Annotated in this window: 17 protein-coding genes and 1 pseudogene; 14 read left to right on the top strand and 4 right to left on the bottom strand. The window is 62.6% G+C overall.

What is annotated here, in order from left to right; translation table 11 throughout:
- The first annotated feature begins 73 nt into the window (after window positions 1-73).
- From J3P73_RS31100 to J3P73_RS31085, 4 genes are all read left to right on the top strand, one after another.
- Window positions 74-1351: an L-fuconate dehydratase gene (locus J3P73_RS31100; protein WP_168307189.1), complete on the top strand. Its 1278-nt coding sequence runs from the start codon at window positions 74-76 to the stop codon at window positions 1349-1351.
- A gap of 223 nt (window positions 1352-1574) precedes the next feature.
- Window positions 1575-4154, top strand: coding sequence for a caspase family protein (locus J3P73_RS31095; protein WP_024321742.1), 2580 nt, complete (start codon window positions 1575-1577; stop codon window positions 4152-4154).
- Window positions 4155-4178: 24 nt separating this feature from the next.
- Entirely contained in the window at window positions 4179-4799 is a 621-nt protein-coding gene (locus tag J3P73_RS31090; protein WP_185828662.1) for a tail fiber domain-containing protein, read from the top strand.
- A gap of 17 nt (window positions 4800-4816) precedes the next feature.
- The gene (locus J3P73_RS31085; RefSeq protein WP_207580083.1) at window positions 4817-6079 is read left to right on the top strand and encodes a methyltransferase family protein; all 1263 of its coding nucleotides are present in this window, start codon (window positions 4817-4819) and stop codon (window positions 6077-6079) included.
- A gap of 108 nt (window positions 6080-6187) precedes the next feature.
- On the opposite strand, the gene J3P73_RS31080 is transcribed toward J3P73_RS31085, so the two are convergent.
- On the bottom strand, window positions 6188-7795 hold the full coding sequence (locus tag J3P73_RS31080) for an NHL repeat-containing protein (protein WP_130673909.1): 1608 nt from the start codon (window positions 7793-7795) through the stop codon (window positions 6188-6190).
- A 150-nt stretch (window positions 7796-7945) separates the two neighbouring features.
- On the opposite strand from J3P73_RS31080, the gene J3P73_RS31075 reads away from it, so the two are divergent.
- From J3P73_RS31075 to J3P73_RS31030, 10 genes and pseudogenes are all read left to right on the top strand, one after another.
- On the top strand, window positions 7946-8536 hold the full coding sequence (locus J3P73_RS31075) for a hypothetical protein (RefSeq protein ID WP_018071626.1): 591 nt from the start codon (window positions 7946-7948) through the stop codon (window positions 8534-8536).
- A 197-nt stretch (window positions 8537-8733) separates the two neighbouring features.
- Complete coding sequence (locus J3P73_RS31070) at window positions 8734-9111, top strand: hypothetical protein (protein ID WP_020397511.1); 378 nt, start codon at window positions 8734-8736, stop codon at window positions 9109-9111.
- 211 nt (window positions 9112-9322) lie between these two features.
- Window positions 9323-11260 (top strand): DUF4384 domain-containing protein, encoded by a 1938-nt coding sequence (locus tag J3P73_RS31065; protein WP_185828661.1) that lies wholly within the window; start codon window positions 9323-9325, stop codon window positions 11258-11260.
- Window positions 11261-11282: 22 nt separating this feature from the next.
- Window positions 11283-12899: a caspase family protein gene (locus tag J3P73_RS31060; protein WP_185828660.1), complete on the top strand. Its 1617-nt coding sequence runs from the start codon at window positions 11283-11285 to the stop codon at window positions 12897-12899.
- Window positions 12896-15412 carry a trypsin-like serine protease gene (locus J3P73_RS31055; RefSeq protein WP_185828659.1) on the top strand — a complete coding sequence of 839 codons (2517 nt, stop codon included), beginning with the start codon at window positions 12896-12898 and terminating at the stop codon, window positions 15410-15412. Before J3P73_RS31060 ends, J3P73_RS31055 begins: the two co-directional genes overlap by 4 nt.
- A gap of 13 nt (window positions 15413-15425) precedes the next feature.
- A complete protein-coding gene (locus tag J3P73_RS31050; protein ID WP_185828658.1) occupies window positions 15426-16610 on the top strand; it encodes a serpin family protein in 1185 nt (394 codons plus the stop codon).
- Between the two features lie 42 nt (window positions 16611-16652).
- Window positions 16653-19058, top strand: coding sequence for a protein kinase domain-containing protein (locus J3P73_RS31045; protein ID WP_185828657.1), 2406 nt, complete (start codon window positions 16653-16655; stop codon window positions 19056-19058).
- Between the two features lie 270 nt (window positions 19059-19328).
- Complete coding sequence (locus tag J3P73_RS31040; protein ID WP_011655309.1) at window positions 19329-19640, top strand: DUF982 domain-containing protein; 312 nt, start codon at window positions 19329-19331, stop codon at window positions 19638-19640.
- Between the two features lie 125 nt (window positions 19641-19765).
- Window positions 19766-20193: pseudogene (locus tag J3P73_RS31035) on the top strand (transposase); the annotation flags it as partial.
- A gap of 244 nt (window positions 20194-20437) precedes the next feature.
- Entirely contained in the window at window positions 20438-22366 is a 1929-nt protein-coding gene (locus J3P73_RS31030; protein ID WP_130773177.1) for an adenylate/guanylate cyclase domain-containing protein, read from the top strand.
- A 66-nt stretch (window positions 22367-22432) separates the two neighbouring features.
- Here the strand turns inward: J3P73_RS31030 and J3P73_RS31025 are convergent, their stop codons facing one another.
- The 3 genes from J3P73_RS31025 to J3P73_RS31015 are packed head-to-tail and all read right to left on the bottom strand — an operon-like array spanning window position 22433 to window position 25076.
- Window positions 22433-23308, bottom strand: coding sequence for an FHA domain-containing protein (locus J3P73_RS31025; protein ID WP_130773004.1), 876 nt, complete (start codon window positions 23306-23308; stop codon window positions 22433-22435).
- A gap of 2 nt (window positions 23309-23310) precedes the next feature.
- On the bottom strand, window positions 23311-24213 hold the full coding sequence (locus tag J3P73_RS31020) for a type II secretion system F family protein (protein ID WP_185828656.1): 903 nt from the start codon (window positions 24211-24213) through the stop codon (window positions 23311-23313).
- Complete coding sequence (locus J3P73_RS31015; RefSeq protein WP_130720167.1) at window positions 24213-25076, bottom strand: type II secretion system F family protein; 864 nt, start codon at window positions 25074-25076, stop codon at window positions 24213-24215. Before J3P73_RS31015 ends, J3P73_RS31020 begins: the two co-directional genes overlap by 1 nt.
- Between the last annotated feature and the right edge of the window lie 10 nt (window positions 25077-25086).

The following is a 25086-nucleotide window of genomic DNA, read 5'->3' as shown; positions in this document are numbered from 1 at the left end:
GCAGTCTTGCCGGCCGTCCCGGCCACTGCAATCGGCTCTATATAATCGGCCCATATAATCGGGAGGAACAACCATGACCCGCATCACCGACCTTCGTGTCTTCGATCTCCGCTTTCCCACGTCGCAAAGCCTGGATGGATCCGATGCGATGAATCCCGATCCGGATTATTCGGCCGCCTACGTCATTCTTGATACGGATGCGCCTGATCTTGCCGGCCACGGCCTGACCTTCACCATCGGCCGCGGCAACGACATTTGCTGCATGGCGATCGAAGCGATGCGCCACCTCATCGTCGGCGCCGACCTCGCCGAGGTTCTCGCCCATCCCGGCGCGTTCTGGCGGCATCTGACGAGCGATAGCCAACTGCGCTGGATCGGCCCGGAAAAGGGCGCCATTCACCTGGCGACCGGCGCGGTCGTCAATGCCGTCTGGGATCTGCTCGCCAAACAGGCCGGCAAGCCCGTCTGGCGCCTCGTCGCTGAGATGTCGCCGGAAGAGATCGCCGATATCGTCGATTACCGCTATCTCACCGACGTGCTGACGCGCGCTGAAGCGGTCGAGATCCTGAAGCGCGCCGAGGCGGGCAAGGCGGAACGCATCGCCATCCTCGAAAAGGAGGGCTACGCCTGCTACACGACCTCGGCCGGCTGGCTCGGCTACGGCGACGAAAAGCTGCGCCGCCTTTGCCAGGAGGCAATCGACGCCGGCTTCAACCATATCAAGATGAAGGTCGGCCGCGATCTCGAAGACGATATCCGCCGTCTGAGGATTGCCCGCGAGGTGATCGGTCCCGATCGTTACCTGATGATCGACGCCAACCAGGTATGGGACGTCGGCCAGGCGATCGACTGGGTCAAGGCGCTCTCCTTCGCCAAGCCCTTCTTCATCGAGGAACCCACAAGTCCCGACGATGTCGCCGGCCACCGCAAGATCCGCCAGGCGATCGGTCCGGTGAAGGTCGCGACCGGCGAGATGTGCCAGAACCGCATCATGTTCAAGCAGTTCATCGCCGAGGGCGCAATCGACATCGTGCAGATCGATTCCTGCCGGATGGGCGGGCTGAACGAGGTCCTCTCCGTGCTGCTGATTGCCGCCAAGTTCGGCCTGCCGGTCTGGCCGCATGCCGGCGGCGTCGGCCTGTGCGAATATGTGCAGCATCTGTCGATGATCGATTACGTCGCGGTGTCGGGCACCAAGGACGGCCGCGTCATCGAATATGTCGATCATCTGCACGAACACTTCCTCGACCCCTGCCTGATCGAGAACGCCGCCTACATGCCGCCGACCCTGCCGGGCTTCTCCATCGAGATGAAACCGGCCTCGATCAGCAACTATACGTTTCGAGGTTAAGGAAACTTCGCCGGGCGCATGTTAAATTCCTGATTTCGACAGTCTTTCTTGTCGGCGACGGGCTTCCAATCTGACGGGACTGCTCCAATTGACTTGGAGGCGGCGAAGCTTGCTTTTTAAAGCGCCGAGGAATAGTTTTGGACTGTGAATGCGGAGGGGGCCGAGCACCAGCAGGCCAGCAAATTTTATTGAACTTAGACAATAGAATGTTTGCGATCGAGCCATGCCCAAGTTTCACCACGTCAAGAGACTGTGCGCTTATCTGCTGATCGTCGCGGCAATGCTGCTATCGATCGGCACGGCATTTGCCGCCATCACAGAAGAGAGCGGACGCCGCGTCGCCCTCGTCATCGGGAACTCGGTCTATAAGACGCTGCCTTCGCTTCCCAATCCTGCCAATGATGTCGAAGAGGTCGCCAGCACATTGCGTGCGGCCGGTTTCGATGTGACGATCGGTGTCAATGTCGACCGCATCGGGCTCGAGGATACGGTGCGCCGCTTCCTGCGTTCGACCAGCAATGCCGAGGCCGGCCTGATCTATTATTCGGGCCACGGCATCCAGGTGGGCGGTCAGAATTTCCTTGTACCGGTCGATGCGACACTGGAGACGCCTTATGACGTCGAGACGCAGACCATGCCGCTCGACCTCATTCTGAACCATCTCAAGCAGAATTCGCGGGTGCAGCTGATCTTCCTCGACGCCTGCCGCAACAATCCCTTCAACGCCCAGAAGTTCTGGATGGCGGAAAAGCTGGAACCGGTCGGCGCCACACGCGGACTTGCGCGTATCGATAGCGACCTCGGCAGTCTGATCGCCTTTTCCACAGAACCGGGTCAGGTGGCGCTCGATGGCACCGGGGCGCTGAGCCCCTATTCCGAATCCTTCATCAAGCGGGCGAGCGAACCCAACAAGGAAATCCGCCAGGTGCTGACCGACGTGCGCCGTGATGTGATCGCCATGACCGGCGGCAAGCAGGTCCCTTGGGAAAATTCCTCACTGATGGACAGCTTCTATTTCATTCCGGCGCCGCCGCCGCCAAGTGTCGAATCGATGCAGCAGGTAAGCGTGCCGGAGGGTGCGGCCACGACCAAATTGCCGATCGCCCCGCCGCATGACGAAACCGGCTCGGCGCTGCTCGTCACCCTCAACCAGCTTCCCAAGACCGGCAAGCTCAGCTTCGACGGCAAGCCGGTCGAGCAAGGCGCGAAGATGCCCGTCGCGGCACTGACGGCGCTGACCTATGATTCATCAGGCGTTGCCGCCGGAACCGTCGGCCTGATCGGCTATACCGTCAGCGACCCCTATGGTCAGGCGACGCAGGGCGTCGTCGCGATCACCGTCTCGGCGGATGCCGGCGCCAAGCTCGCCCAGCTCGAACAGGAAAAGCAGGTGCGGTTGGCCGATGCCGACGCCTATCTGAAGACCCTGCCGCGTGACGTGAGCACGACGATCGGCGTCGGCCCTGTTGAAGCCAGTCTGCCGGTCGTGCCGGCATCGGTTGCGGAGATGACCTTCAAGGTCGCAGCCCTGCCCGACAAGGGCACGCTACGCGCCGGAGACCGGGTGATCGGGCTCGGTCACGTGCTCGAAGCAGCCGATATTCCGGCCCTTTCCTACGAGCCGCAGATCGGCACGGAAAACCAGCCTTACGCCCTGACGCTGCAAGCCGCCAATGACGATCTGCCGCCGGCCACCGTCACCTTCAAACCGGTGCTCGACGCCTGCGACACATCAGCCGCAGCCCCCCTCGACCTGCAGGGCGTGACATCGGGCAAACTGCCGAACGAGATCGACCCGAATGTTGCACTGCCCGCCTGCACGGAGGCAATAAAGGCCTATCCCGAGGTCGAGCGCTTTGTTTATCAGCTCGGCCGAGCCCAGCTTGCCAACCGTGACGCGAAAACAGCTTTTGCGACGATCAAGAAGGCGATGGATGCCGGGCATGTCCGGGCGATCTATGAACTGTCGAGCCTTTACGAGTTCGGCGCCTCTGTCCCACGCGACGCCGCCAAGGCAAGCGAGATCGCCAAGGGTGGTGCGGCCAAGGGTGATCCCTTTGCCCTGCACAGCTACGGCAAGGCCCTCTACTACGGCCGCGGCACCAAGGGCGACCAGCAACTGGGGTTGCGCTTGATGCTGCAGGCGGCCGATCTCGGTCATACTTATGCAATGAACGAGCTCGGTTATATCTTCCTGAACGGCATCAACGTTCCGGCCGACCCCGAGCGCGCTATCCGCTTCTACGAAGCCGGTGTCCAGCGCAACGACATCTACTCGCTGAACAATCTTGCACTCGTCTACCGTTTCGGAAAAGGCGCTCCGGAGGATCTCCCGAAAGCGCTCGACCTTTTCACCCGGGCGGCAGAGGGCGGTCAGCCCTATGCCCCGACCAATCTCGGACGCATGTACCGCGACGGCGTCGGCGTTGCCGCGGACAAAGCCGAAGCGGTGAAGTGGCTGGAGATGGGCGCGGAACGCGGCGACTATTGGGGTGCGCTCGACCGCGCCATGCTGGCGAAGGAAGAGGGTGCGGACGCTGACAGCCTTGCAACGGCGGCGCGTTATTTCGCGCTGGCGACCGCCATCAATATGCCGGGCAGCGGCGACCCGAAGAACCAGGCAAAGGCGGCACTCAAGACCTTGCCTAGTGCTGCAAAGAAGAAAGCGGAAAAAACCTTCGTTGCCGAGTTGACCACTCAGGAGCAAAAGGCGCTTCCGAAGACCAAGTCGCTCGACGACAGGCTCGTTCAACTTGCCAAGGCGACATGGGTAAAGCGAAATCCGAGGTACGATCTCTTCTAAAACGGCGGTCTGGGGGCGCCCTACATGAACAGCAAGCTCATCATCCGTATTCTCTTGTGCTCGACATTCATCGCAGGCTCAGGCGCAATCCTGCAGAGCTGCATCTTCGACCCAGGCGCCAGAACACTGTTCGCCACTGAAGAGCCGGCCACGCCTGCCAGGAAACCCACGCCCACCGTCAAAAAAGTGGCGGCAAAGAGCAATCAACCGGCTTTCGCCCGCTCTGAGAACAGTTCCGGTGGGAATTCCAACTCTGGCGGCGGCATGGGCGGTGGCTCTGGCTCTAGCGGTTCTTCTGGTTCGAGCAGTTCCTCGAGCTCCAGCGGGGGCTGGTCCGATCGCCGCTTGAAGACCGATATTCGTCGGCTCGGCACCTCGGCTCAGGGCATACCGGTCTATGCCTTCCGCTACATCTGGGGCGGCCCGATGTTCGTCGGCACGATGGCGCAGGATCTGCTGGCGATCAGGCCCGAGGCAGTTATCGAAACCGAATCGGGTTACTACATGGTCGATTACGACAAGCTCGATATTGCGATGGTCTCGCTGCCGGAAGATGTGTCTCCGCTGACGGCTGAAGCAGCGTTGGCGCTTGCAGCGCAGGCGACACGGATACGCTCTCGGGGCTCCGTCCAGCTGGCAATGTGATCGAGAAAGCCGAGCGCGTGCCGATATCGCAGGACAGGGATACCGTGACCGGGAGCCCTCTCGTCAGTCAGGCTGCAACCCTTGTCGGCGTTCTCGTCGGCATTGCACTCCCGACCTATCTGCAGCTTGAGCCCGGCAAGGCAATGGCGTTTGCGGTGTTCTGCCTTCTCCTGGCGTGGATCGTCGTCGATGGCACGCTCGCTGCTCGTTGGCGATGGGCATCGAGAGCGAGACGAGACGAGGCTCCCGCCATCTTCTGGCGGCGCATCGGAACCAAACTTGTCGGTCTCGCCGCGCTTTTTGGGGTGGTCGTCATCGCCTGCTCGGTCTTTCCGTTTTTCACACAGTCGTCGGCAGTCCAATGGATAATCGAGGCCGGCCACACGACCATCCCGATCTTCATCGCGCTTGCCGGCGCCACCATTCTCTACGTTGTGGTCACCGATCTGGTCGCCGAAGAGCCCGACGATTATCTCAATCAGGTCGGGCGTGCGGTGCTGATGCAGGATTTTCGCGAGGAGGACGCGCTGTTCGCATTGCGCCTGCTCACAATCAAATGCTTCTTTCTCGTGCTGATGTTTTCAGGCGGCATGGCGGCGCTTTCCGATCTCGCCGACAAAGCGGCCTGGGCATTTCCTCCGCTCTCGGCTGCCTGGTTCGAAGGCCTGTTGCGGCTTGCCTTTCTTCTCGACACCGTGCTTGCCGCCGGCGGTTATATCGCCACCTTCAAGCTTTTCGGATGGCATGTCAGAGCAACGGAGACGACAGCACTCGGCTGGCTTGTCTGCCTCATCTGCTATGAGCCGTTCTTCCCTGCGATCTCGCACGCCTTCGTGCCTTATGGCGAGGGGCCGGGTTGGGAGACCGTGATCCAGGAAGGTTCGGCCGTCTTCATCCTCTGGAGCATCGCGACGCTGTTTTGCACCGTGATCTATGTCTGGGCGACTGTCGCCTTCGGGCCGCGATTTTCCAACCTTACCCATCGCGGCATCATCACATCAGGCCCCTATCGCTTCATCAAACATCCGGCCTATGTCTCGAAGAACATCGCCTGGTGGCTGTTTGCGGCTCCGAGCTTCATCGCCAGTGGCCTTGCAGAAGGGCTTGCCCGGGCAGGGATGCTGGCGATCGTCAGTCTTATCTACGTCATGCGCGCCCGCGCCGAAGAACGCATGCTGAGCCGGGATCCCGCTTATCGGGACTATGCCGAGAGCGTCGCGGCACACGGGCTTTTGGCAATGGCGAAGCGGCGGTTGGCGTCGACAGCGCCGCGCCTCTGAAAAGACGCGAAAAGAACGCTGTAACGCTTTGAATTGCTGTATGATTCCTTAAATCGATCCCGATTTGAGGAATTATGCAGTGGGCCGGCGGCGTGAGGCTCCGAGCGTTCAGCCGTCGAGGCCCTTGAAGCGCACCGGCTGGTAGCCGCGCATCAACAGGCTGCCGAGCGAATAGGTATTGCGGCAGACGCGGCCCTTGCAGGCATTCGGCGAGGCCTCCATCACTTCCACCTTGCGATCATCGGTGAAGCGCATGAACAACAGCACATGTGAGCCCGGCTTGTTCAGCGCGTCGCCCGGCCGCATCGACCAGGGGTCGGAGAGCCGCTTGGTGATCCCGGGGATGGCGCGCGTCGAGACATGCATCTTCAGGCCCCAGGCGTCGCTGACGAAGCCGGAGCAGTCGACGCCGAGGACGTTGGATTGCGGCGCGCTCTTGGTGCAGACATTGCCGGCGGTCTGGCCCTTTTCGACGCCGCCGATGAAATTCTCGAGCGGCGTCTTGCAGCCCCAGCAATAGGGAACACCCTTGACCGTCTGGCCGCGCTTACCGATCAGATAGATCGGACGGCGCAGCCGGTTCATGTTGACGCAGCCCGGACCCGGATCCCTGCCGTAAGCAGCCGGCGTCACCAGCCAGTTCAGCGTCTCGAAGCCGATGGCCCGCTCGATGACGTCGCTGCGCGATTTCGGCACGATCGCCACCTTCGGCGTCTTGCCGGGCTTACCAGCATTCAACTGTTTCGCGGGCAGGGCGGCGGCGAGCTTGCGGCCGGGCTCCCGGCCGTCGAGCCGCAGCACCTGCGCCCGGCTTTCCTGCGAGCGCAGATAGAGCACGTCGCCGCGTGGGCCGATTGCCACGAAGCGCCTGGAGAACACCGTTCCCGGTTCGATCGGCAGGTCGTAGACCCGGTCCATCGCCCCATTCGGCGTGAAGCGCACCACCAGCATGCCGGTGCGCTCGGGCCGGTCGGCGGGCACGAGTTCGACCAGCGCATAGGGCCTACCTGTCGTGTCGATGTCGAGAAGCTCGACGGTGCCGATGCGGCCTTCCGAGGCGAGCTGTAGCGAGAGGAAATTCTCCTCCGAGCTGCTGCGCCGCAGCAGGATTTCCGCCTTGTCGTTTGCAGCAGCCGAGACCTCGGCGACGATATCGCCGAGCCCGCGGCTCGGCACATACTGAATGACCGGCGGGCGGGCCTCGGGCCGGCTGGTGCTGCGGCCGATCTCGTCGATGATGCTGTTCAGCGGACCGGGCGATACCGAGCCCATCGAGGCGAAGACCGAGCGGGTGTAGTCGTCGGCATCGCCGCCGTCGACGGCGCGCAGGGTCTGCGACCGGCCGTCGGCATCGGTGGAGCGCTCGAGCGGCATGACACCGTCCGACCAGAGGTAGAGTTCGTTGTGGACGACGGCGAGATCCTCCGGCGCGGCATTTTCCGGCAGCGGCAGGATCTCAGGCTCTGCCTGCGAGCGTTCGGCATCGATGGCGAGCACGCGGCCGTTGTTCTGGTCGAGGATGTAGATGGTGCCGTCATCCCCCACGGTGATCGCCGCCGGCCCGGATGCCTCGACCTCCTCGTTGGAAGAAATGATGCCGACCGAACGAGCGCCGTCGCCGCCGCGAAGCTCTATGATCGTCGTGTCTTTGGCGAAAACCGGCGAGGCGACCGCAAGTGTCGCGGCAAACAAAATATGCGACCCAAAACTACGCATTGCCTCGACCCCCAAGGACCGTCATGCCTTTCAAAAATGGTAGGCTAGATATGGCTTCTCAGCAAGCCGTTGCTTTCCAAACGATTTGGAGATCTGCACCGGCGATAGTACAAGAACATCGTCTCGAAGATTTGTCGGCAGGGAATGCTTATGCTGGAATGGAACGGTGACGAACTGGCGCTCGATATAAGCTTGCTGGAGCAGGTTCGCGCGGCAAGGATCAACTTCTCCGATCGCGTCTGCGCGGCCTCGGCCAGCAAGGACGACAAGCATCTGGCGCAGCTGCGCTCGGAGCCGACCTATCTGATGGCCGAGTTCCTCTATTCGATGAAGGTCTTCGGCATCAGCACCGCCGAGGATATCGAACGCTTCGCCGATCTGCACAATGACTATGTGGTTTCGCTCACCCGCGATCCGGCCAAGCTGCAGCGCCTGGGGCTCTCGCAGGATCGGGCGCTCGCCTCGATGTTCACCGCCGACACCAAGCCGCGGCTGATCCAGAATTGGGCGGAGAAAGCCGGCGCGATCGACCAGTCCAATCTCGCCCGTTTCCTGGTCGCCGTGATGTCGAGCGAGACCTGCCGCAAGACGCTGATCGATTTCGAGACGGCGGGCTTCATGCAGCGCAAGCGCTCGCCCTACGGCACCATGGTCGTCTGGTCGACGGGAATGATCGAGGAGATCTTCGGCGAGATGCTGCGCGACCTGCGCCTTAGCCTGCAGCAATTGAAGATCCTCTGATGCATGTCGCCCGGAAGTGTGCAGCGGTTCCGGGTTAACGACATGCATAAAACAAGGAGCGAAAGCGCCTTGGCCAGTCGATTTCAACCCTCCCAATCGATTGGCACTGAGCGCCGTTGCCATCCTTCCGGCCCCTCCCTATTGTCGTGCTGCTTGCCCTATTGCGGCGCATCAGGTTGATAACGGATTTGACGACGATGACGAAATCCTGGCTCATAACCTTGTCGATCGGCCTTCTGCTGGCACTGCAGATACCCCGGCTTGCCTATTCCGGCCCGGCTGAGGACGCGCTTGCGGCGCGAAACCCGTCGCTGGCAGCGCTGCGCCAACATGACGAAAAGGCCTTTGCTGCGGCGACTGCGATCATCGCCAAACACGAAACCGCCAAGGGGCTGGCACCCGGCGAGGACAAGCTGCCCGACGCGACCTCGCCCGGCCGCGACATGGGTTCAGGCCCCGGCAAGGAATTCACGGTCGACAATCCGGATATTCTCTGGCTCTACAATTCCTCGCCCGAAGGAATGAGCGACCTGATCTCGATTTTGAAATCGGCCGGGCAAAAACCCAAGAACTAACCGTCACCTTGCAGTCGAACGGACTATAAAAGGCGCCGGATATTGCCGAGCGTGAGTCTTGCTCACGTCTTTGCCTTGGTGGATTCTTCCAGGCTCCAAATAATTTGTAACCCTCCCTCAAGCAAGACAGGCAAAGCCATCCCAATTTCGCCGGTCAGTGCTATTCTCATCTTCAACACAGTGTGAGATTGTTCGAAGAGGAGGTTTTCCAATGCCGAACCGCAAAGCCATCCTAGCCGCAGCCACCTTTCTTTCGTTCTTTTCGGTGGTTCCCGCCGTCGAGGCGCAGAACGAACGCACATTGACCGAAGCGCCGGCACAAACCGGGCCTGTCAGCATCACCTTCGATCGCGCTGAAGCCAAATACGCCATCGGCGAAGTTGTCGGCCTCTTCATCCAATCGACCGAGAACAGCTATGTCACGGTGCTGAACGTCTCGCCGAACGGTTCTGTGGTGAAGCTTTTCCCGAACAAATATCAGACCGACGCGCTCGTTGGCGCCGGCAAGCGCGTGCAGGTGCCGGATCCGGCAAGCGGGGCCAGGCTGCAGGTTTCTGGCCCGGTCGGCCAGGAGCAGATCAAGGTCTTCTATTCCTCCAAGCCGCTGACGATCTTCGCGGATCTCGGCGGCAGCGGCGCCGGCATGTTCCGCTCCGTCGACGGCGGCATGGAAGCCGTCTCCCGCAGTCTCGAAGAAGCCCGCAGCCTCGGCACCAAGATCAGCAGCAAGACGCTGACGCTGACGACGGTCGACAGCTTGCCCGCCGCCCCGCCCGTCGCAGCCGCTCCCACGGCAAAACCGGCACCGGTCGAGCAGGCGGCAAAACAGCCAGTCGAATCGACCAAGCCTGCGGTCACGCCGAAGCCAAAGCCGGTGAAGAAGCCGGAAACGGTGGTGGAAAAGCCGAAAAAGGTGGCGCCGAAGCCTGTCGAGCAGGCAACACAACAGCCGCCGAAGAAATACAAGATCGTCACCAATCTGGCGCCCGGCCAGGAGCTTGCCGCCGACGAACTGCAACTGATCGGTCCAGCCGACACCACCTCATCCACCAAGCCGACCCAATACAAGCAGCCGACCACGCAGTATAAGCAGCCGGCCCAGACGTCCCAGACGAAGATGCCGAAACTGCCGATGCCGCAGATCAAGATGCCGCAATTCAAGCTGCCCGGCGGCTTCAGCATCAAGATGCCGCAGCTGAACCTCGGCCGTTCGGCCGAACCTGGCGAAGCCGCCGGTGCCGGCGAAGAGATCGAGGTGGCAAATGCCGATACGCCGGTTTGCACCGCTCTTCTCGACAAGCTGAACACGGCCGTTGCCGCCAAGGATATCACGGCTGCCGCCGCTGAAGCCGACACGATCGCCGTCAGCGCCGATTGCGGGCAGTTCCAGGTGAACGCTCAGCGCCGCGTGGCAGCCCTCAGGCTTTCCGCTGCCCAGGAGATGATGGCCGCCAACCAGCCGGTCGCCGATTACGAGCCGCTGCTTATCGCCGCCGATAGCCCGCAGGTGCTCTGGCAGGCTTCCGCCACGCTCGGCGAGATCTATTTCTCCGCCCGCCGCTTCGCCGATGCCGCTGCCGACTACCAGCAGGCGATCGAGATCATCAAGAACGAGACCCGCACGCCGAAGGCGCCGCCGGCCGAGACGATTTCCGATCTCATCCAGCGCGCCGCCCAGGCCCGCATCCTTGCCGCCAACCCGACCAGCGACCATCCCGAAGGCAGCTTCGTGCCGGCCGAGAAGGATCACCGCAGCGGCGTGCTCGGCGGCATCTATTCCGAGAATGTGCGCGGCATCGTGCCGGTCTCCATTCCGGTTCCGATCACCTTCGATTTCAACAAGTCGAGCTTCACCTCGATCGGCACCGAAGCCGCTGAGGAACTGCTGGAGGCGCTGAAGGAGCAGAAGCCCGGACGCGTCATCCTCATCGGCCATACCGACCGGCGCGGCGGTGACGACTACAATCAGAAGCTTTCCGAACGCCGCGCCCAGGCCGTCGCCGATTTCCTGAAAAGCAACGGCATCGACGCGACAATCGACGCCGAGGGCCGCGGCGCATCCGAGCCGGTGGACGTGACGGCAACCGCAAACCTCACCGAAGACGACGTCGATGCGCTGAACCGCCGCGTCGAATGGCGCCGCGAATAGCTGGGGCGAGGGGAGTTTGGCCATGTCCGCATCCATTTCCATGGCCGCAGCACTTGCCCTCCTCACCATGGCGGCCACCGATAGCCTGGCAAGGGTGATCGAAGCGCCGGAGCGCGGCGCGGTCAGGGCGGTGCTGATCGGCATCGACCTCTACCGCAACGTTCCGCCGCTGCATGGCGCCGTCGCCGATGCCGAGGACCTTTCGCTTTCACTGCGCTCGGTCGGCGTCGAGGACATGACGCTGCTGAAAAATGGTGCGGCCGACCGCGAGGGCATCTTCAATGCGATCGAGGCCGTGACGGAAAGGGCGGGGCCTGGCGACCTCGTCGTGCTCGGCATTGCCGGCCACGGGTCGAGTGAGCCGGAACGCGTCAAGGGCTCGAAACCGAGCGGCCGCGACGAGGTCTATGTGCTTGCCGGTTTCGACACTCGGCTGCCCGGATCACGGGAACGCATCTTCGGAGACGAGTTCAAGGCGCTGATTCGCAATCTGGAGACCAAGGGCGCCGATGTCGTCTTCATCGCCGATACCTGCCATGCCGGCGGCATGACCCGCGACGTCGATCCGCGCGGCGCCGAGATCACCTGGCGCCAGGCGCCGTCCTATACGATCGAGGAGGACGACCTCGCGCCGATCTCGACCACGGCGGATGCACTGTCCACCGGCTTCGATTTCAAGCGGCTGACCTTTCTTGCCGCCGTTGACGAGAACACCAAGTCCCCCGAGATATCAATTCCCGGAATTCCGCAAAAACGCGGCGCGCTGAGCTATGCCACCGCCCGCGCTTTCGAAGGGGCGGCCGATCGCAACGGCGACGGCGCCGTCAGCCGCCGCGAGCTGTTCGAATATGTGCGCCAGGCGGTCTACCAGTTCACCGACCAGCGGCAGAACATCTTTACCGAAAGCCCGCCGGGAACCGATCTCGATCGCGCCGTTGTCTATAATTACGAAGGGGCGGGAGCGCAGGCGGCGACGGAGAAATCAAACGCTCCGCTGCCTGCCGAGCCCGCGCCGATCAGCGTTGCCGCCCTCGGCTCCGAGCCGGTGCTGCAGGGGATCGATCCTGCCGTCACGCCGTTCAAGCTGACGGAGGGTGCTGATGCCGAACTCGTCTTCGATCCGGAAAAACGCGAGGCGATCGCCGGCGGCGATGTCGTCGCATCCGCCATCGGCGCCGGCGACATGCCTTTCGTCGTCGACCGGATGGCCGCGCTCGATACCCTCAAGCGGCTGTCCGAGACAAACCCGCAAACCGTGCGCGTGACGCCTTCCGACGCCGTCCATCGCGAAAGCGAGCGGGTCGGCGTCACGGTTTCGGATATTGCCAATCGCAAGCTGGTGCTCTTCGACGTCACCGGCGATGGAACCGTACAGTTCCTCTATCCCAACGAGAAGGAGGTCGATGCTGCGATGTCTCAGACCTTCGATCTCGATCTTTCCGTCGTCGCACCTTTCGGCACGGACCTGCTCGTCGCCGTCACCTCTGAAACCCCGATGCCCGAACTTGTGGAATTCCTGAAACAGAACGACAGGCGCCGCACCGCCGGCAATATCGCCAAGCGTTTCGGCGAATTCCTGCCCGAGGGCGCACGTGTCGGATTTACGGTCCTCTATACCTCCGCCGGAGCCAAGCTATGAGCACGTCGATCAGCAGGGTCCTCAATATTGCGTCCGTCATGCTGCTTCTGGCTGCTCCGGTGCTGGCGCAGCAGGACACCGATTTTGCCGGCGAGGATGGCGGGCGTGTCATCGGCGGCCAGGCGGCCAAGAAGGGCGAATGGCCCTGGCAGGTGAAGATCCTGGCGCCCGACCCCGAACAGCGCGGCCGCTTCGGCGGCCATTGCGGCGGCTCGCTGATCGCACCGCGCTGGATATTGACGGCCGCCCATTGCGTCACCAGCGGCCGCTCCGGCAAGCAGGATCTCTTCGCCCGCGACCTGCTGATCGTCGAGGGCAAGTCGAAGATCGACAAGGTGATCTCCGTCGACGGGCCCGACAAGCCGGGTCTTGCCGTCGAAGACGTGATCATTCACGAGGATTTCGATCGCAAGGTCTTCGCCAACGACATCGCCCTCATCAAGCTGAGCGAACCCGCCAAATCGAAGCCGGCGATCCTTGCCTCGGCCTCGGATGACGAAGTGGAGGCCGCCGGCCACCCGGCCGTCGTCACCGGCTGGGGTTACACCAAAGCCGATCACGGCTGGGACGACAAATACCTGCCGACCGAGCTGCAGGAAGTCGAGCTGCCGATCGTCCCGCGCGAGGACTGCCGCGCCGCCTATCGCGACAGCTCGATGCGGATGAACCCGATCGACGAGCGCAATGTCTGCGCAGGCTACGCCGAGGGCGGCAAGGATGCCTGCCAGGGCGACAGCGGCGGACCGCTCGTCGCCCAGCGTCCCGACAAGCGCTGGATCCAGCTCGGCATCGTCAGCTGGGGTGCCGGCTGCGCCGAGGCCGAACATTACGGTGTGTATACCCGTGTTGCCGCCTTCCGCGACTGGATCGCCGCAAAGACCGATGGCGACGTGCCAAACGTTGAAGAGCCTGCTGCCGACGATCAGGTCGCGTCCACCACGAGCGGTGGCGGGACGAAGCAGAGGCAGTCCGGGCAGGAAGAGGCCAATCTCGCCATCACGCCGCCTGCCGGCGATACAGCGCCGGCCGGCACCACCGACGCTCCTGCTGCTGACGATACTCCGCCGGCTGACAAGCCCGTCGCCGACGAACCCGCCGTTCAGCCACCTGTTGTCAAGACGCCGGTGATCGAAAGCTCGCCCGGCGACCGTGCGCTGTTGATCGGCATCGACGATTACGAAATGCGTGAAGCCAAACTGACCGGCTCCGCCACCGATGTGAAGGCGATGCAGGTCTTCCTCGTCAAGACGCTCGCCTACCGCCCGGAACAGATCCACACGCTGACCAACCGCAAGGCGACCCGCGAAGCAATCCTTGCCGAGATCGACGACTGGCTGGTGCGCCAGTCGACGCCCGGAAGCCGCGTCTTCCTCTATTTCAGCGGCCAGGGGTCGGAAGAAATGGGCGCCGAGGAAACGACCAGCCCGACGCTGGTGGCAGTCGATGCCAAGCTGGTGCGCGAGGCCGGCAAGGTGACCGTCACCAACCAGATCCGCGAAACCGAAATCGCCGCACGGCTGAACAGCCTCAAGGATCGCCGCGTCACGTTGCTGATCGATGCCTGCCATGTCGGGCCCGGCAGCCGCAGCGCGGTGGCAGCGCCCTCCGGCACGGTGCGGTGCCTCGGCCCGGCGCTGGCAGCGCTCGAACCGCCGAACAAGTCAGGCAAGGAAGCGAAATTCTCCTTCGGCGGCGAAAGCGCCATGGTCTGGTCGGCCGTCAACGCGGGGCAGTGGGCCCTTGTCGATCGCGAAGCCAAGCCGCCGGTCGGCGTCTTCACCCGCCGCTTCATCGAAGGCGTGCAGGATGGCGTGGCACGCGCCGCCGACAAGCCGAATGTCAGCAATGCCGCCCTTCTCGACTATGTCCGGCGCAAATCGGACGAATATTGCCGGACGCATGCTGAGGATTGCCGCTTCACGCCGGTGCCGCAATTTTATGGCCAGCCGGATGCGCTCGGCCGGGATGTGATTACCGGCGAGGAGGCGAAGACGGCGGTCGCCGCCGTCGAGAATACGCTGAAGAGCGACAATGAGGCCGGCGTTGCCGTCGACGTGCTGCCCGGCACCGCGGTCAGCATCGGCGACAAGGTGGCGATGCGCGTCTCCACCAAGAAGTCCGGTTACCTGATCCTGGTCGATATCGACGCCTCCGGCAAGCTGACGCAGCTTTACCCGAACAAGCGCTCGATGGGCCTGAAACCGACCGCCAAAAGCGGCGACAACCGGCTTGATCCGGCCAGGCCGGTCGTGGTGCCCGATGCGCGCAATCCCTATACCGGCTTCGAATATGTGGTGGAGGGACCGGCGGGCGTCGGCATGGTCGTTGCCATCCTCAGCGACAAGCCGATCGAAGTGCTCGATCTGCCCGATGTGCCGACGCCGCTCGTCGGCCAGCGCGCCGCCTTCAACTATGTCTACGATCTCGCTCGAAGCCTCAGGATCGTCGGCGACGACGAGACCGGCGCCCAAGGCAAATGGTCGTTCGATTCCAAATTCTATCGCGTCCGCTGAACAGGAGCGAACCATGCCGAAATCCACTCTGCTGGCGGGTCTTGCCGCTTCCCTGATGACGCTTGCCCCGGCCGCCCATGCCGGCAACTCCGGCGACAGCAAGGCGATGCTTGCCGCACAAGCCGGGCTTGCCGCCGAACTGATCGATCGCACGCTGGCAAAGGAGGGTGCTGCCAATATCATGGTGTCGCCGGCAAGCCTTGCCGCAGCACTCGGTCTCGCAGGCCTCGGCGCCTCCGATGCGGGCAAGGCCTCGATCGCCAAAGGCCTCGGCTTCGGCGGTGCGGTAAAGGGACCGGAGACGGCGCTTGAGGCAATGTCCCCGGAAAAGCCGGCAGCGGCGGATGCGCCTTTGGCGACGGCGGTCGCGATCGTCTTCGACGACAAGCTGGTGCTCGTCCCCGACGCACTCGCCATGCTCGCCGGTCACCACATCAAGCCTTCGATCGAGGATCTCGACGGACCGAAATCGGTCGAGCACATCAACGGCTGGGTCAAGGACGCAACGAGGGGCGCCATTCCGTCAATCCTCGACGCACCGCCCGGCGGCGGCTTCGTCAGCCTCGGTGCGCTTTCCTTCAAGGCGCGCTGGAAGACGTCGTTCGAGAAGGAGAGCCCGGCCAGCCCCTTTCAGCGGCCGGATGGCTCGACGATTTCGGTACCGATGATGCATCTTGCCAGTGACGGGCAGAGGTTCCGCTCCGACGAGAAGTTCTCGGCCGTCGATCTCGCCTATGCCGGCGAGGGCTACAGCATGGTCGTGGTGGCGGCGCGCTCCGGCAAGGGTGTGGGCGGCGCGGACCTGAAGACGCTCGCTTCCTGGCTTCAGGGCGAGAAATTCGAAGCGGCCAAGGGCGAAATCTTCCTGCCCCGCTTTTCCCTGAACGACGGGCGTGATTTGATGCCGGTACTCAATGCGATGGGAGTGGCGCCCGAGAAGGCCAAGGATGCGGGGTTCCCGAGTTTCACCAAGGAAAACATCCGCTTGTCGCGCGTCCTGCAGAAGACGATGATCAAGGTTGACGAAAACGGGACGGAGGCGGCGGCAGCCACGGCTGTTATCACGGAACGCAGCATCGATCCGAAGCTTGTTCGCGTGGTCGCCGATGCCCGTTTTGCCTTCGCGCTTCGCGATACGAGAAGTGGCCTGCTGCTCGCTGCAGGCCTGATCGGCGATCCATTACTGGCAGGCGAATAGAATTCGGTTTCATGAATGTAATGAATGCAGGGGGACACGTGCATGAGAAGTGATCTGATCGCCCGCTACACGATCGGCGAGCCGATCTATGAAAACGAGTTCATCGTCTATCCCGCTCAGGACAAGCGGATGGACCATGCGGTCTTCATCGTCACGCCCGATGTGGCGCTGAAACTGGACAAAGCTCGTTTCGAGCGGGTCTGGACCTCCATCAACGAGGCCAAATCGTTGACGGCGCGGCGCTTCGTCGAAATCGAAGACCTCATTCCGCCGTCGCCGGAAGACGACAATTTTTATATCGTCGAGAAGCGGCCATCGAAAACGCTGCACCAATATCTCGACGAAACGGAAATGGTGGCTTACGAGCGCGCCGTCGAGATCGGCCGCCACATCCTCGAGGGGCTGGCGACGCTGCACGGCGCCGGTTACGCCCACAATGCGCTGACGGACCAGTGCATCTATGTCTCCGAGGATTATTCCGGCCTCTCTGTCCGGATCGGCAACCTGCACCTGATCTCGACGATCGGCGAGCACATCATCCCGCCCTACGTGCCGGAATTCGGGGCGCCGGAAATCTATGCCAGCGGCACTTTCTCCGCCTCATCGGCGCTCGACATCTATGCCATGGGCATGATCGCCTACAAGCTCTTCCTGCCGCGGCAGACTTATGCCAGCGTCTTCGACAGCGTCATGGTCTGGGAAGACGAGCACCAGCGCGAGCAGAGCTGGAAGAACATCCATCTCGACCCTTCCAACGTCTTTCCCCGCCTGGACGTGCTGATCCCCGGTTTTCCCGAGGGCCTTGCAAGCCTGGTGGAAAGGATGCTGAGCCGCGACCCGGCCCAGCGACCGCGCATGGGCGCCGATGCGCTGGGCGAATTCGCCCGGGTGACCACGGGCATCCAGCCGATGTCGTGGGATCCGCGCGGCGGCATGCAACAGCAGCAGGAGGCGCCGAAACCGAAAAAGTGGACGCTTGCCAAGCTCTCCATGATCGGCGCACTGCTCCTCATCTGCATCGGCGTCGGTGTCGTCACCATTCCGAAACTTCTTCGCCCGGATCCGAAGCTTGTCGCCGATGTCGGCACCTGGAAGAAGGAGGCCGAAAGCCGCAAGCAGAAGGCGATCGCCGCCAAGGCGCCGGAGCGCCCTTCCGGTGACCAGGCAAAGCTTGCTTATGACACGGGTGCCGCGGCGCTGACGTCTGCCGATGCACTGCTCAAGGACGAAGATTACGAAAAGGCGCTTCCGGGTTTCCAGACGGCCGCCATCAATCTCGGCAATGCGCTGATCGGCATCTCGAAAGAGAATGCCGAGAAGGCGAAGGCTGCCGCGTCTGCCGCAGGCGGCGACAAGGCGCCAGGCTTTGCCGAGGCCGACGCCAAGATGAAGACTGCCGCCGACGCCGCCACTGCCAAGCAGATGCATGCTGCGGTCGACGCCTACGACGCATCGAAAACGACGTTTGACGATCTCGCCAAGGCGCTCACCGCACTTGCCGCGGCCGAAAAGGACGCGACGGCAAAACGCGAAACAGTCGATCGCATCGGCGCCGGCGACAGTCCCGACGTCAAAAAGGCGAGCGGGCTGATGACGGATGCCAAGGCCAAGGCCGAGCAATGGCAGATGCCGGCCGCGACGTCTGGCTATGGCGACGCCGCCAAACTTTTCGACGTCGTCATCGCCGACGTCATGGCGGCAAAGGACGAGGCGACGGCGCTGAAGCAGAAAGTCACCGATCTCAGCGCCTCGATCGCGACACGCGCAGGCGCTGCGGAGCCGACGCTTGCAGCCCTCGCCCCGAAGATCGGCGAAGCCGACGGCCGCTACAGCGCGGAGGCCTATAAGCTGGCGGTCGTTGCCTACCAGCCGATCCTTGCCGATCTCGAGGCGTTGTCGGCGCGCGGCTTCTGCCCGGTTTCGCAGACGCTTGCCTTCGAGACCGTCCCGGCGGGGAGTTATTCGTTGGAGAACGTCCGGCTGATGACCTCCTCGATGAAGGAGCTCGGCGGCATGCTTGGCGTTGCCAATGACGCCGTGAAGATCGACAAGTCCTTCTGCATGCAGACGAAGGCGGTCACCCGTGCGGAGATGGCGGAATATTACACCGCCAATGCCGATCCCGCCGCAGCACAGGCCTATGCCGACAATCCGCAGCAGCCGGCCGACGACGTGCCGCTTGCCGTGGCGCAGAACTATACGGCCTGGCTGTCGAAGCAGTTGAACGCGCCCGTCCACCTGCCGTCGGCGACGGAATGGATGGCAAGTGCGGCGAAGATCACACCGGAGAAACTGCCCGACAATGGCGATATCATCCTGCAATGGAGCGCCACTCCCTGCGAGGCCGGCGGCAATGTCGCCTTCATGGCGCAAGAGGGCTCGACCTTCGTCGTCTGCTCCGACGCCTCCGCTGGCGGCATCTTCCGCGTCACCGCCGAATTGCGGTGAGCGCAGCGAAACGTGGGACCGAATAGGGAAGCGTGCGCCGCTGACACCCGGGCGGGGTAAACTGCTGCGAACCCGGAATGCGTCCATCAGTGCAACATTTCGACGGAGCGCAGGGCGCTCCGACATAAGGTTCCAAGGCGCCCCTTCTTCTTCATCCGGCTGCTCGCGTTCAAGCCGCACACCTCAACACTTTTCAATTCCAAATTACAAATTACGCGCGTATATTGAACGTGGGAACTGCGGTATCCGTGCCTTGAGGGGTCGAGGACAATGTGCTGGAATACATCATCAGCATTCACGCCGGTTGGGTTTGCTTTGCGAGGCCCGGCGTCTCGCAAGATCGTATGGACGCTGGGCGACGCGGCGCGTCTCCTGATCAACGACTGGCCTTGCGATGACGGCGAGGAATATGTGGCTGCCGTCAAAGCCTGCGTCGACGCGTTGAGCGGGAAGATTGCCCCGGAACAATTCCGGGAAGCGCTTCTGCGTGCGGCCGATGAGGCGGGTATCGCAGCTCTAAGTCTCGTCCGGCAGGGAGTTGGAGAGCGACGACCGGACCTGCCCTCAAGCGCGCAAAGATAGTCCGAATTTCGAGGGGCTACTCGCCTTTCGACGTCACGTTTGCGCCGATAGCGTTGAAAAACTCAGGATTGTCGTGCAGCAGGACCGTGATTAAATCATCGCATCGATTTGCGGAGGATTGAGCCATGATGGGATGTCAGGAGACTCCGGCGTAGCTCTTCTACGACTTCAGCCTCGGTGATCATGTCCCTTCCTCTGCTGCGTGGTATTGATAGACACCTCGATCTCGATAGCGTTCGAGGGCAGTTGAGGCCGTTCTGCGGCAACACAGGGCGTGGGTCCGTTGATCCCGAGTTGATGATGCGAATGCTGATCATTGGCAGTTGCATGGGCATCCGTTCCGAGCGGCGGCTGTGCGAGGAGGTGCATCTCAATCTCGCCCATCGTTGGTTTTTGCCGACTTGGCCCCGATGGCAGGCTGCCGGACCATTCCAGTTTCTCTAAGAACCGGCATGGTAGACTCCGCCAAAGCGATATCCTGCGACATATATTCGAAACGGTGGCGGAGCGCTGCCTTTCTCAGGGACTGGTCAAAGCCGAAGGGTTCGCCGTCACCTCGCCCTCAAGGCTGAAGTCCGCCGCATTCTTCTGCATCATCATGCCTCCCTCGATGAAGATCATTTATGGCAGCGTCGTTGTGCGGATGCGGAGCGTCCCTTTGGGACGCGTGAGGTCTGCTTCGGCTCTGGGCCGGATAGCACCACAAGCAGACATGCCGTTTTGGCGGTGTGCTAGTTGCGGCGCGTCGATGGGTGTAGACTGCGGACACTATTGCATGTTCATGCAAGGCAATGATGATGGGTACCCCCACGCTTGACCGGAAGCTGCTCGCGATCCTAGCGGCGGATATGGTCGGCTACTCGAAGGCGATGGAGGCCGATGAGGCCGGCACCATCAAGCGACTGAAGGCCATCCGCGCCGAACTGATCAATCCCGCCATCTCCCAGCGCCATGGCACCGTTATCAAGCTGATGGGTGACGGCACGCTCGTCGCCTTCGACAGCGTGGTTGATGCGGTTGCCTGCGCCGCGGAGTTTCAGAATGTCGTGGCGGCGCGCAACGCCGACCTACCGGAGCCTGAGCGCATCGTATTTCGCGTCGGGATCAATCTGGGCGATGTGGCCTTGGTGGATGGCGATGTCTATGGGGATGGGGTGAATGTCGCCGCGCGGCTGGAGCATTTGGCGGAGCCGGGCGGCGTGGTGGTGTCGGGCACGGCATACGATCATCTCCAGGGCAAACTCGACTGGCCGCTCGATTTCGCCGGAGAGCAGCAGGTCAAGAACATCAGCCGCCCGGTACGGATGTATCGGCTGAGACTCGACGGCAAACGGGCGCGTCGGCCCCTTCTCAAAATGATACCGCGCTGGGCTAAAACGGCTGCGGCGTCGATCGTGGCGCTTGCTCTGGCGGGCGGCGGGGTCTGGTGGTTCTTGCAGCCGGAACCTTTGAGTGGCAAGCCTTCGGTGGCGGTGCTGCCCTTCAACAATTATGGCGGCGACGAGGCCAGCGGGCGTCTGGCCGATGGCCTGACTGAGGACATCATCACCGACCTCGCGCGGTTTCCCGAATTCGAGGTGGTGGCGCGGAATTCGACGGAATTTTATAAAAGCAAGCCCGTGGATGCCCGCCAGGTCGCAAGCGCGCTCCATGTCGGCTTTGTGCTGGAAGGCTCGATCCAGCGGCAGAGTGGCCGGGTACGGATCACAGCACAGTTGATCGATGCAAAAACCGGCCACCATCTTTGGTCGGAGAATTGGGACCGGCCCGCCGAGGACGTGTTCGCCGTTCAGACCGAAATCGCAGAACAGGTCGCCAACCGCCTCGGCGGCGGAGTGGGACTGATTCAAGAGGCCGGGCGGGCTGCAGCCAAACGCAAGCGGCCTGAAAACCTGAATGCCTATGATTACTATCTACTCGGGTCCGAGAAGATCGAAAAGCTCACCAAAGCCGATGACGAGGAGGCCATCACGTTTCTCAACCGCGCCGTCGAGCTGGACCCGGGGCTGGCACGGGCCTGGGTAGAGCTTTACCATGCTCATGATCTGATGGGTGTGTTTGGCGTCAATCCCGAGAGCAACCGCAAGGTGGCCGCCGATGTGGCCGAACGCGCGGTGCGGCTTGATCCGAGCGACGCTGAAGCCCATGCGGTGTTTGGTATGAGCCTTGCCAATAGGGGCGATATGGGCCGCGGGAAGGCCGAATTCGACACGGCCCTTCGTCTCGCTCCGGGTTCGTCCGAAATCCTGACTTTTTACAGCGGCTATGCAGCACGCTTCGGCGAACCAGAACGCGGTGCTCAAATGGTCGACAAGGTCATGCGGCTCGACCCGAATTATCCGATGTGGGCGTCCAACTTCTTCGCACCTGCCTATTTTATGGCGGGGCGGTATGAAGACGCGGTGACGATGTTGGAGCGCATGACGCCTAACAACTACCAAAGGTGGACTTGGGTGGTCCGTAGCAGCTCGCTTGCGGCACTGGGTCGAACTGATGAGGCGCATGCTTCAGCTATGGAAACTCTCAAGCAGCACCCCGAGGTGACTGTCGAGAGCATGATCAGTGAACCCGGCCTAAGCATAATCGAGCGCAATCGGTTCATAGAGACAATGCCGCTCGCTGGCTTCCCGGCATGCGCCAAGCCCGAGGCGCTGGCGAACCTCGCCAAACCTGTGCGACTGCCGGAATGCGAGGCGGGGAAGGCCAAGCCCCTCGGGCAGCGATAGAGCAGCCAACGCGCGCGCGGCTGATCACCCCAGCACCGGCGAGCATTGCCTGCTACAGGCCTGCGCTCACCGTCTAGCAATCGGCTTCGTGGCGGCACGGCGCTGCAGCGCGAAGCGCGCGGCCGAGCAGTTGATGTCGGGGACGAGATCGTAGGTCTGCTGGTAGAGGCTCCGCGCCAGTGTGTTGTTGCCGCGGTTTTCCGAGGCAAGGGCTGCGAGTGCCGTGCGCTTGTAGGCCTCGACGATCGGCTCGGCGGCCTTTGCCAGCGCGGCGTCGTCAGCCGGTTCGGCTGCAAGCGAAAGGGCGGCATAGGTTGCCTCGCCATCCCTGCCGACACGGCCGCCGACGGCCCCGTTGAAACTTTGCTCGGAGACCTGGCGCATGCGCCTGGCATTCTTGATGCATGTCGGAATGCGGCCAGCTTCCGCATTGATGCGCTCTGCCGTCGGGCCACTTTCCGCGCTGCCGCCGCCGGACAGGATCACGTAGCCGATGATGCCGACGATGGCGAGATAGGCGACCCCCATGCCGGCCAGGAAGGCCGGCTGTTTGAGCAACGACTTCTTCGGCTTGTCGTCACCGACCTTGGAAGCCTCCTTCTTCGGCGCCTCCTTGGCGGCGGCCTTGACGACGAACTGGAATTCGACGTCCTTGCCGAGACGGAAGCTGTCGCCGGCCTTCAGCGACGCCGTCTGCAACAGCGCTTCGCCGCGCAGCATGATCGGGTTCAGTCCCATGCGGCGAATGATGAAGCCACCGTCGCTCTGACGCTCGATGCGCGCATGGATCGGCGCCAGGAACGGATCGTCGACGACGATATCGGCATTGGAAGCCCGGCCGATCGACATTTCTGGCCGGTCGAGCACATGACTGCGGCTCTGGCCGCCGGGACCGGTCTGCAGAAGGCTTGGCTTGTTTCCGCGAAAGAAGGAAAAGACCATGATCAGAACATCCCACTCGACATCATCTCGACTATTGCCGGGGCCAGCACCAGAAGCAGGATCGACACGACGATCATCATCGCCGGCATGACGATCTTGGCCTTCAGCTTTTCACTGGCCCTGTCGGCCTTTTCCCAGCGGCGGAAGCGCAGGTCGCGCGCATGTTCGCGCAACAGCTCGACGCGGTTGCTGCCCTCGACTTCACCCTGGATCACGGCGCGGATGACGCGGATGACTTCTTCGGCGGTCATGCGGCGCTCCAGCCGCTGCAGCGCCTCGATCATGCCGGTGCCGAGCGCCACGTCCTTCAGCGTCTGTTCGATCTCCTCGCTCATGACGGTGCCGGGTGCCGCCTCGGCATAGAGCCTCAGGCTTTCCGGCAAGGTCGCCTGCGCCTGCTGCGTCATGACGACAAGATCGAGGAAGTAGGGAAACTCGCGCGAAATGCGTTCCTTGCGATCCTGCGCCTTGTCGTCGGCGACGACCCAGAAATAGATGGCGGGGATCAGGCCGAGGATCAGCCCGGCCACCAGCCCGCCGATCACGCTGCCGCTGGCAATCCCGAACAGCAGGCCGAGCACGACGAAACCGAAGAGGCTCAGAACGACGAGAAGCGCGATATATTCCCGCCCCGTCACGCCGCCGAACGGCCGGCCGCCATAGATCAACTTCTGCTCGAGCTGTGCGCCGTAATCGGCCAGGAGGGTCTCGAAATGCGTCAGCACAAATTCGACCGGCGTGCGCATGCCGATGCTGTCGACGATATTCGGCGGCGGACCATCGCCGCCTGCGGACCGGCGCACCACCTGAATGCTGCCGAGCATGTCGCCGATCCACCAGACGAACAGCGCAGCGGTGATCCCGGCAAAGACGACGGCGATGAGGCCAAGGGGTATCTGAGACATCAGACCGACACCTTCATCATCGAGCGCATCCAGAAGAAACCGGTGGCGTAAAGTATGGCGCCGACGATCGCGATGACGATGCCGATGGCGTTGCCGAACACCTTGTCGATCAGTTCGGGCTGGCCGAAGAAGATCATCAGGATCATGAACAGCGCACCGCCGTTGACGACGCGGAAATTCATGCGCGCCTGCGACGACGAGGTCGTGATCTTCTGATCGAGCTTCCAGATTTCCTTGAAGGATTTCGACATTTCCGTCAGCGGCTCGGAAATGTCGCCGCCCTGGCGGGCAAAAAGACCAAGGGCCGCGTCGACCATCTTGAAATGCAGGCTCGGTACGTTGCGGCCATGGCGATCGAGCGCCTCCACCAGGCCGATGCCGAGCTTCTGCTCGCGGGCGATGCGCTCGAACTCGCGCGAGGCCGGCATCTGGCCGGTATCGGCCACCGCATTGACGGCGATGGCAAGCGGCTTGCCGGTGCGCACCGCCGAGACGATCTGGTCGACGGCATAGGGAAGCTGGGATTCGATCTGCAGCCAGCGGCGCTGCAGAAAATAACGGATCACGCCCTTGGGCAGGAAGACGGCGACCGGGATGGCGACGACGAAGCCGAAGATCGGCCCGAATATCAGCGAGACCACGATGAAGACGACGATCGCCGTGATGCCGTAGGCGAGGATCATCGTATAGGGCGGAACGGCATCGCGCCCGAAGACCTGCGCTGCCTCGCTGGCGAGCGCGATGTCACGTTCGGTTGCGCGTAAGAGCGGCGCCGGCCAGCGCACCGGCGCGCCCCAGACGAGCAGTCCGGCCGTCACTGCGCCGAGGGCGACCGTAAAGATCTGCAGAATGCTGATATTCATCGCTTCCCCC

It is taken from the genome of Rhizobium ruizarguesonis, assembly GCF_017357285.1.
In the GTDB taxonomy this organism is placed as follows: domain Bacteria; phylum Pseudomonadota; class Alphaproteobacteria; order Rhizobiales; family Rhizobiaceae; genus Rhizobium; species Rhizobium ruizarguesonis.
Note: the sequence above shows the minus strand (reverse complement) of the source record. Positions and strands in the feature narration are given on the sequence as shown.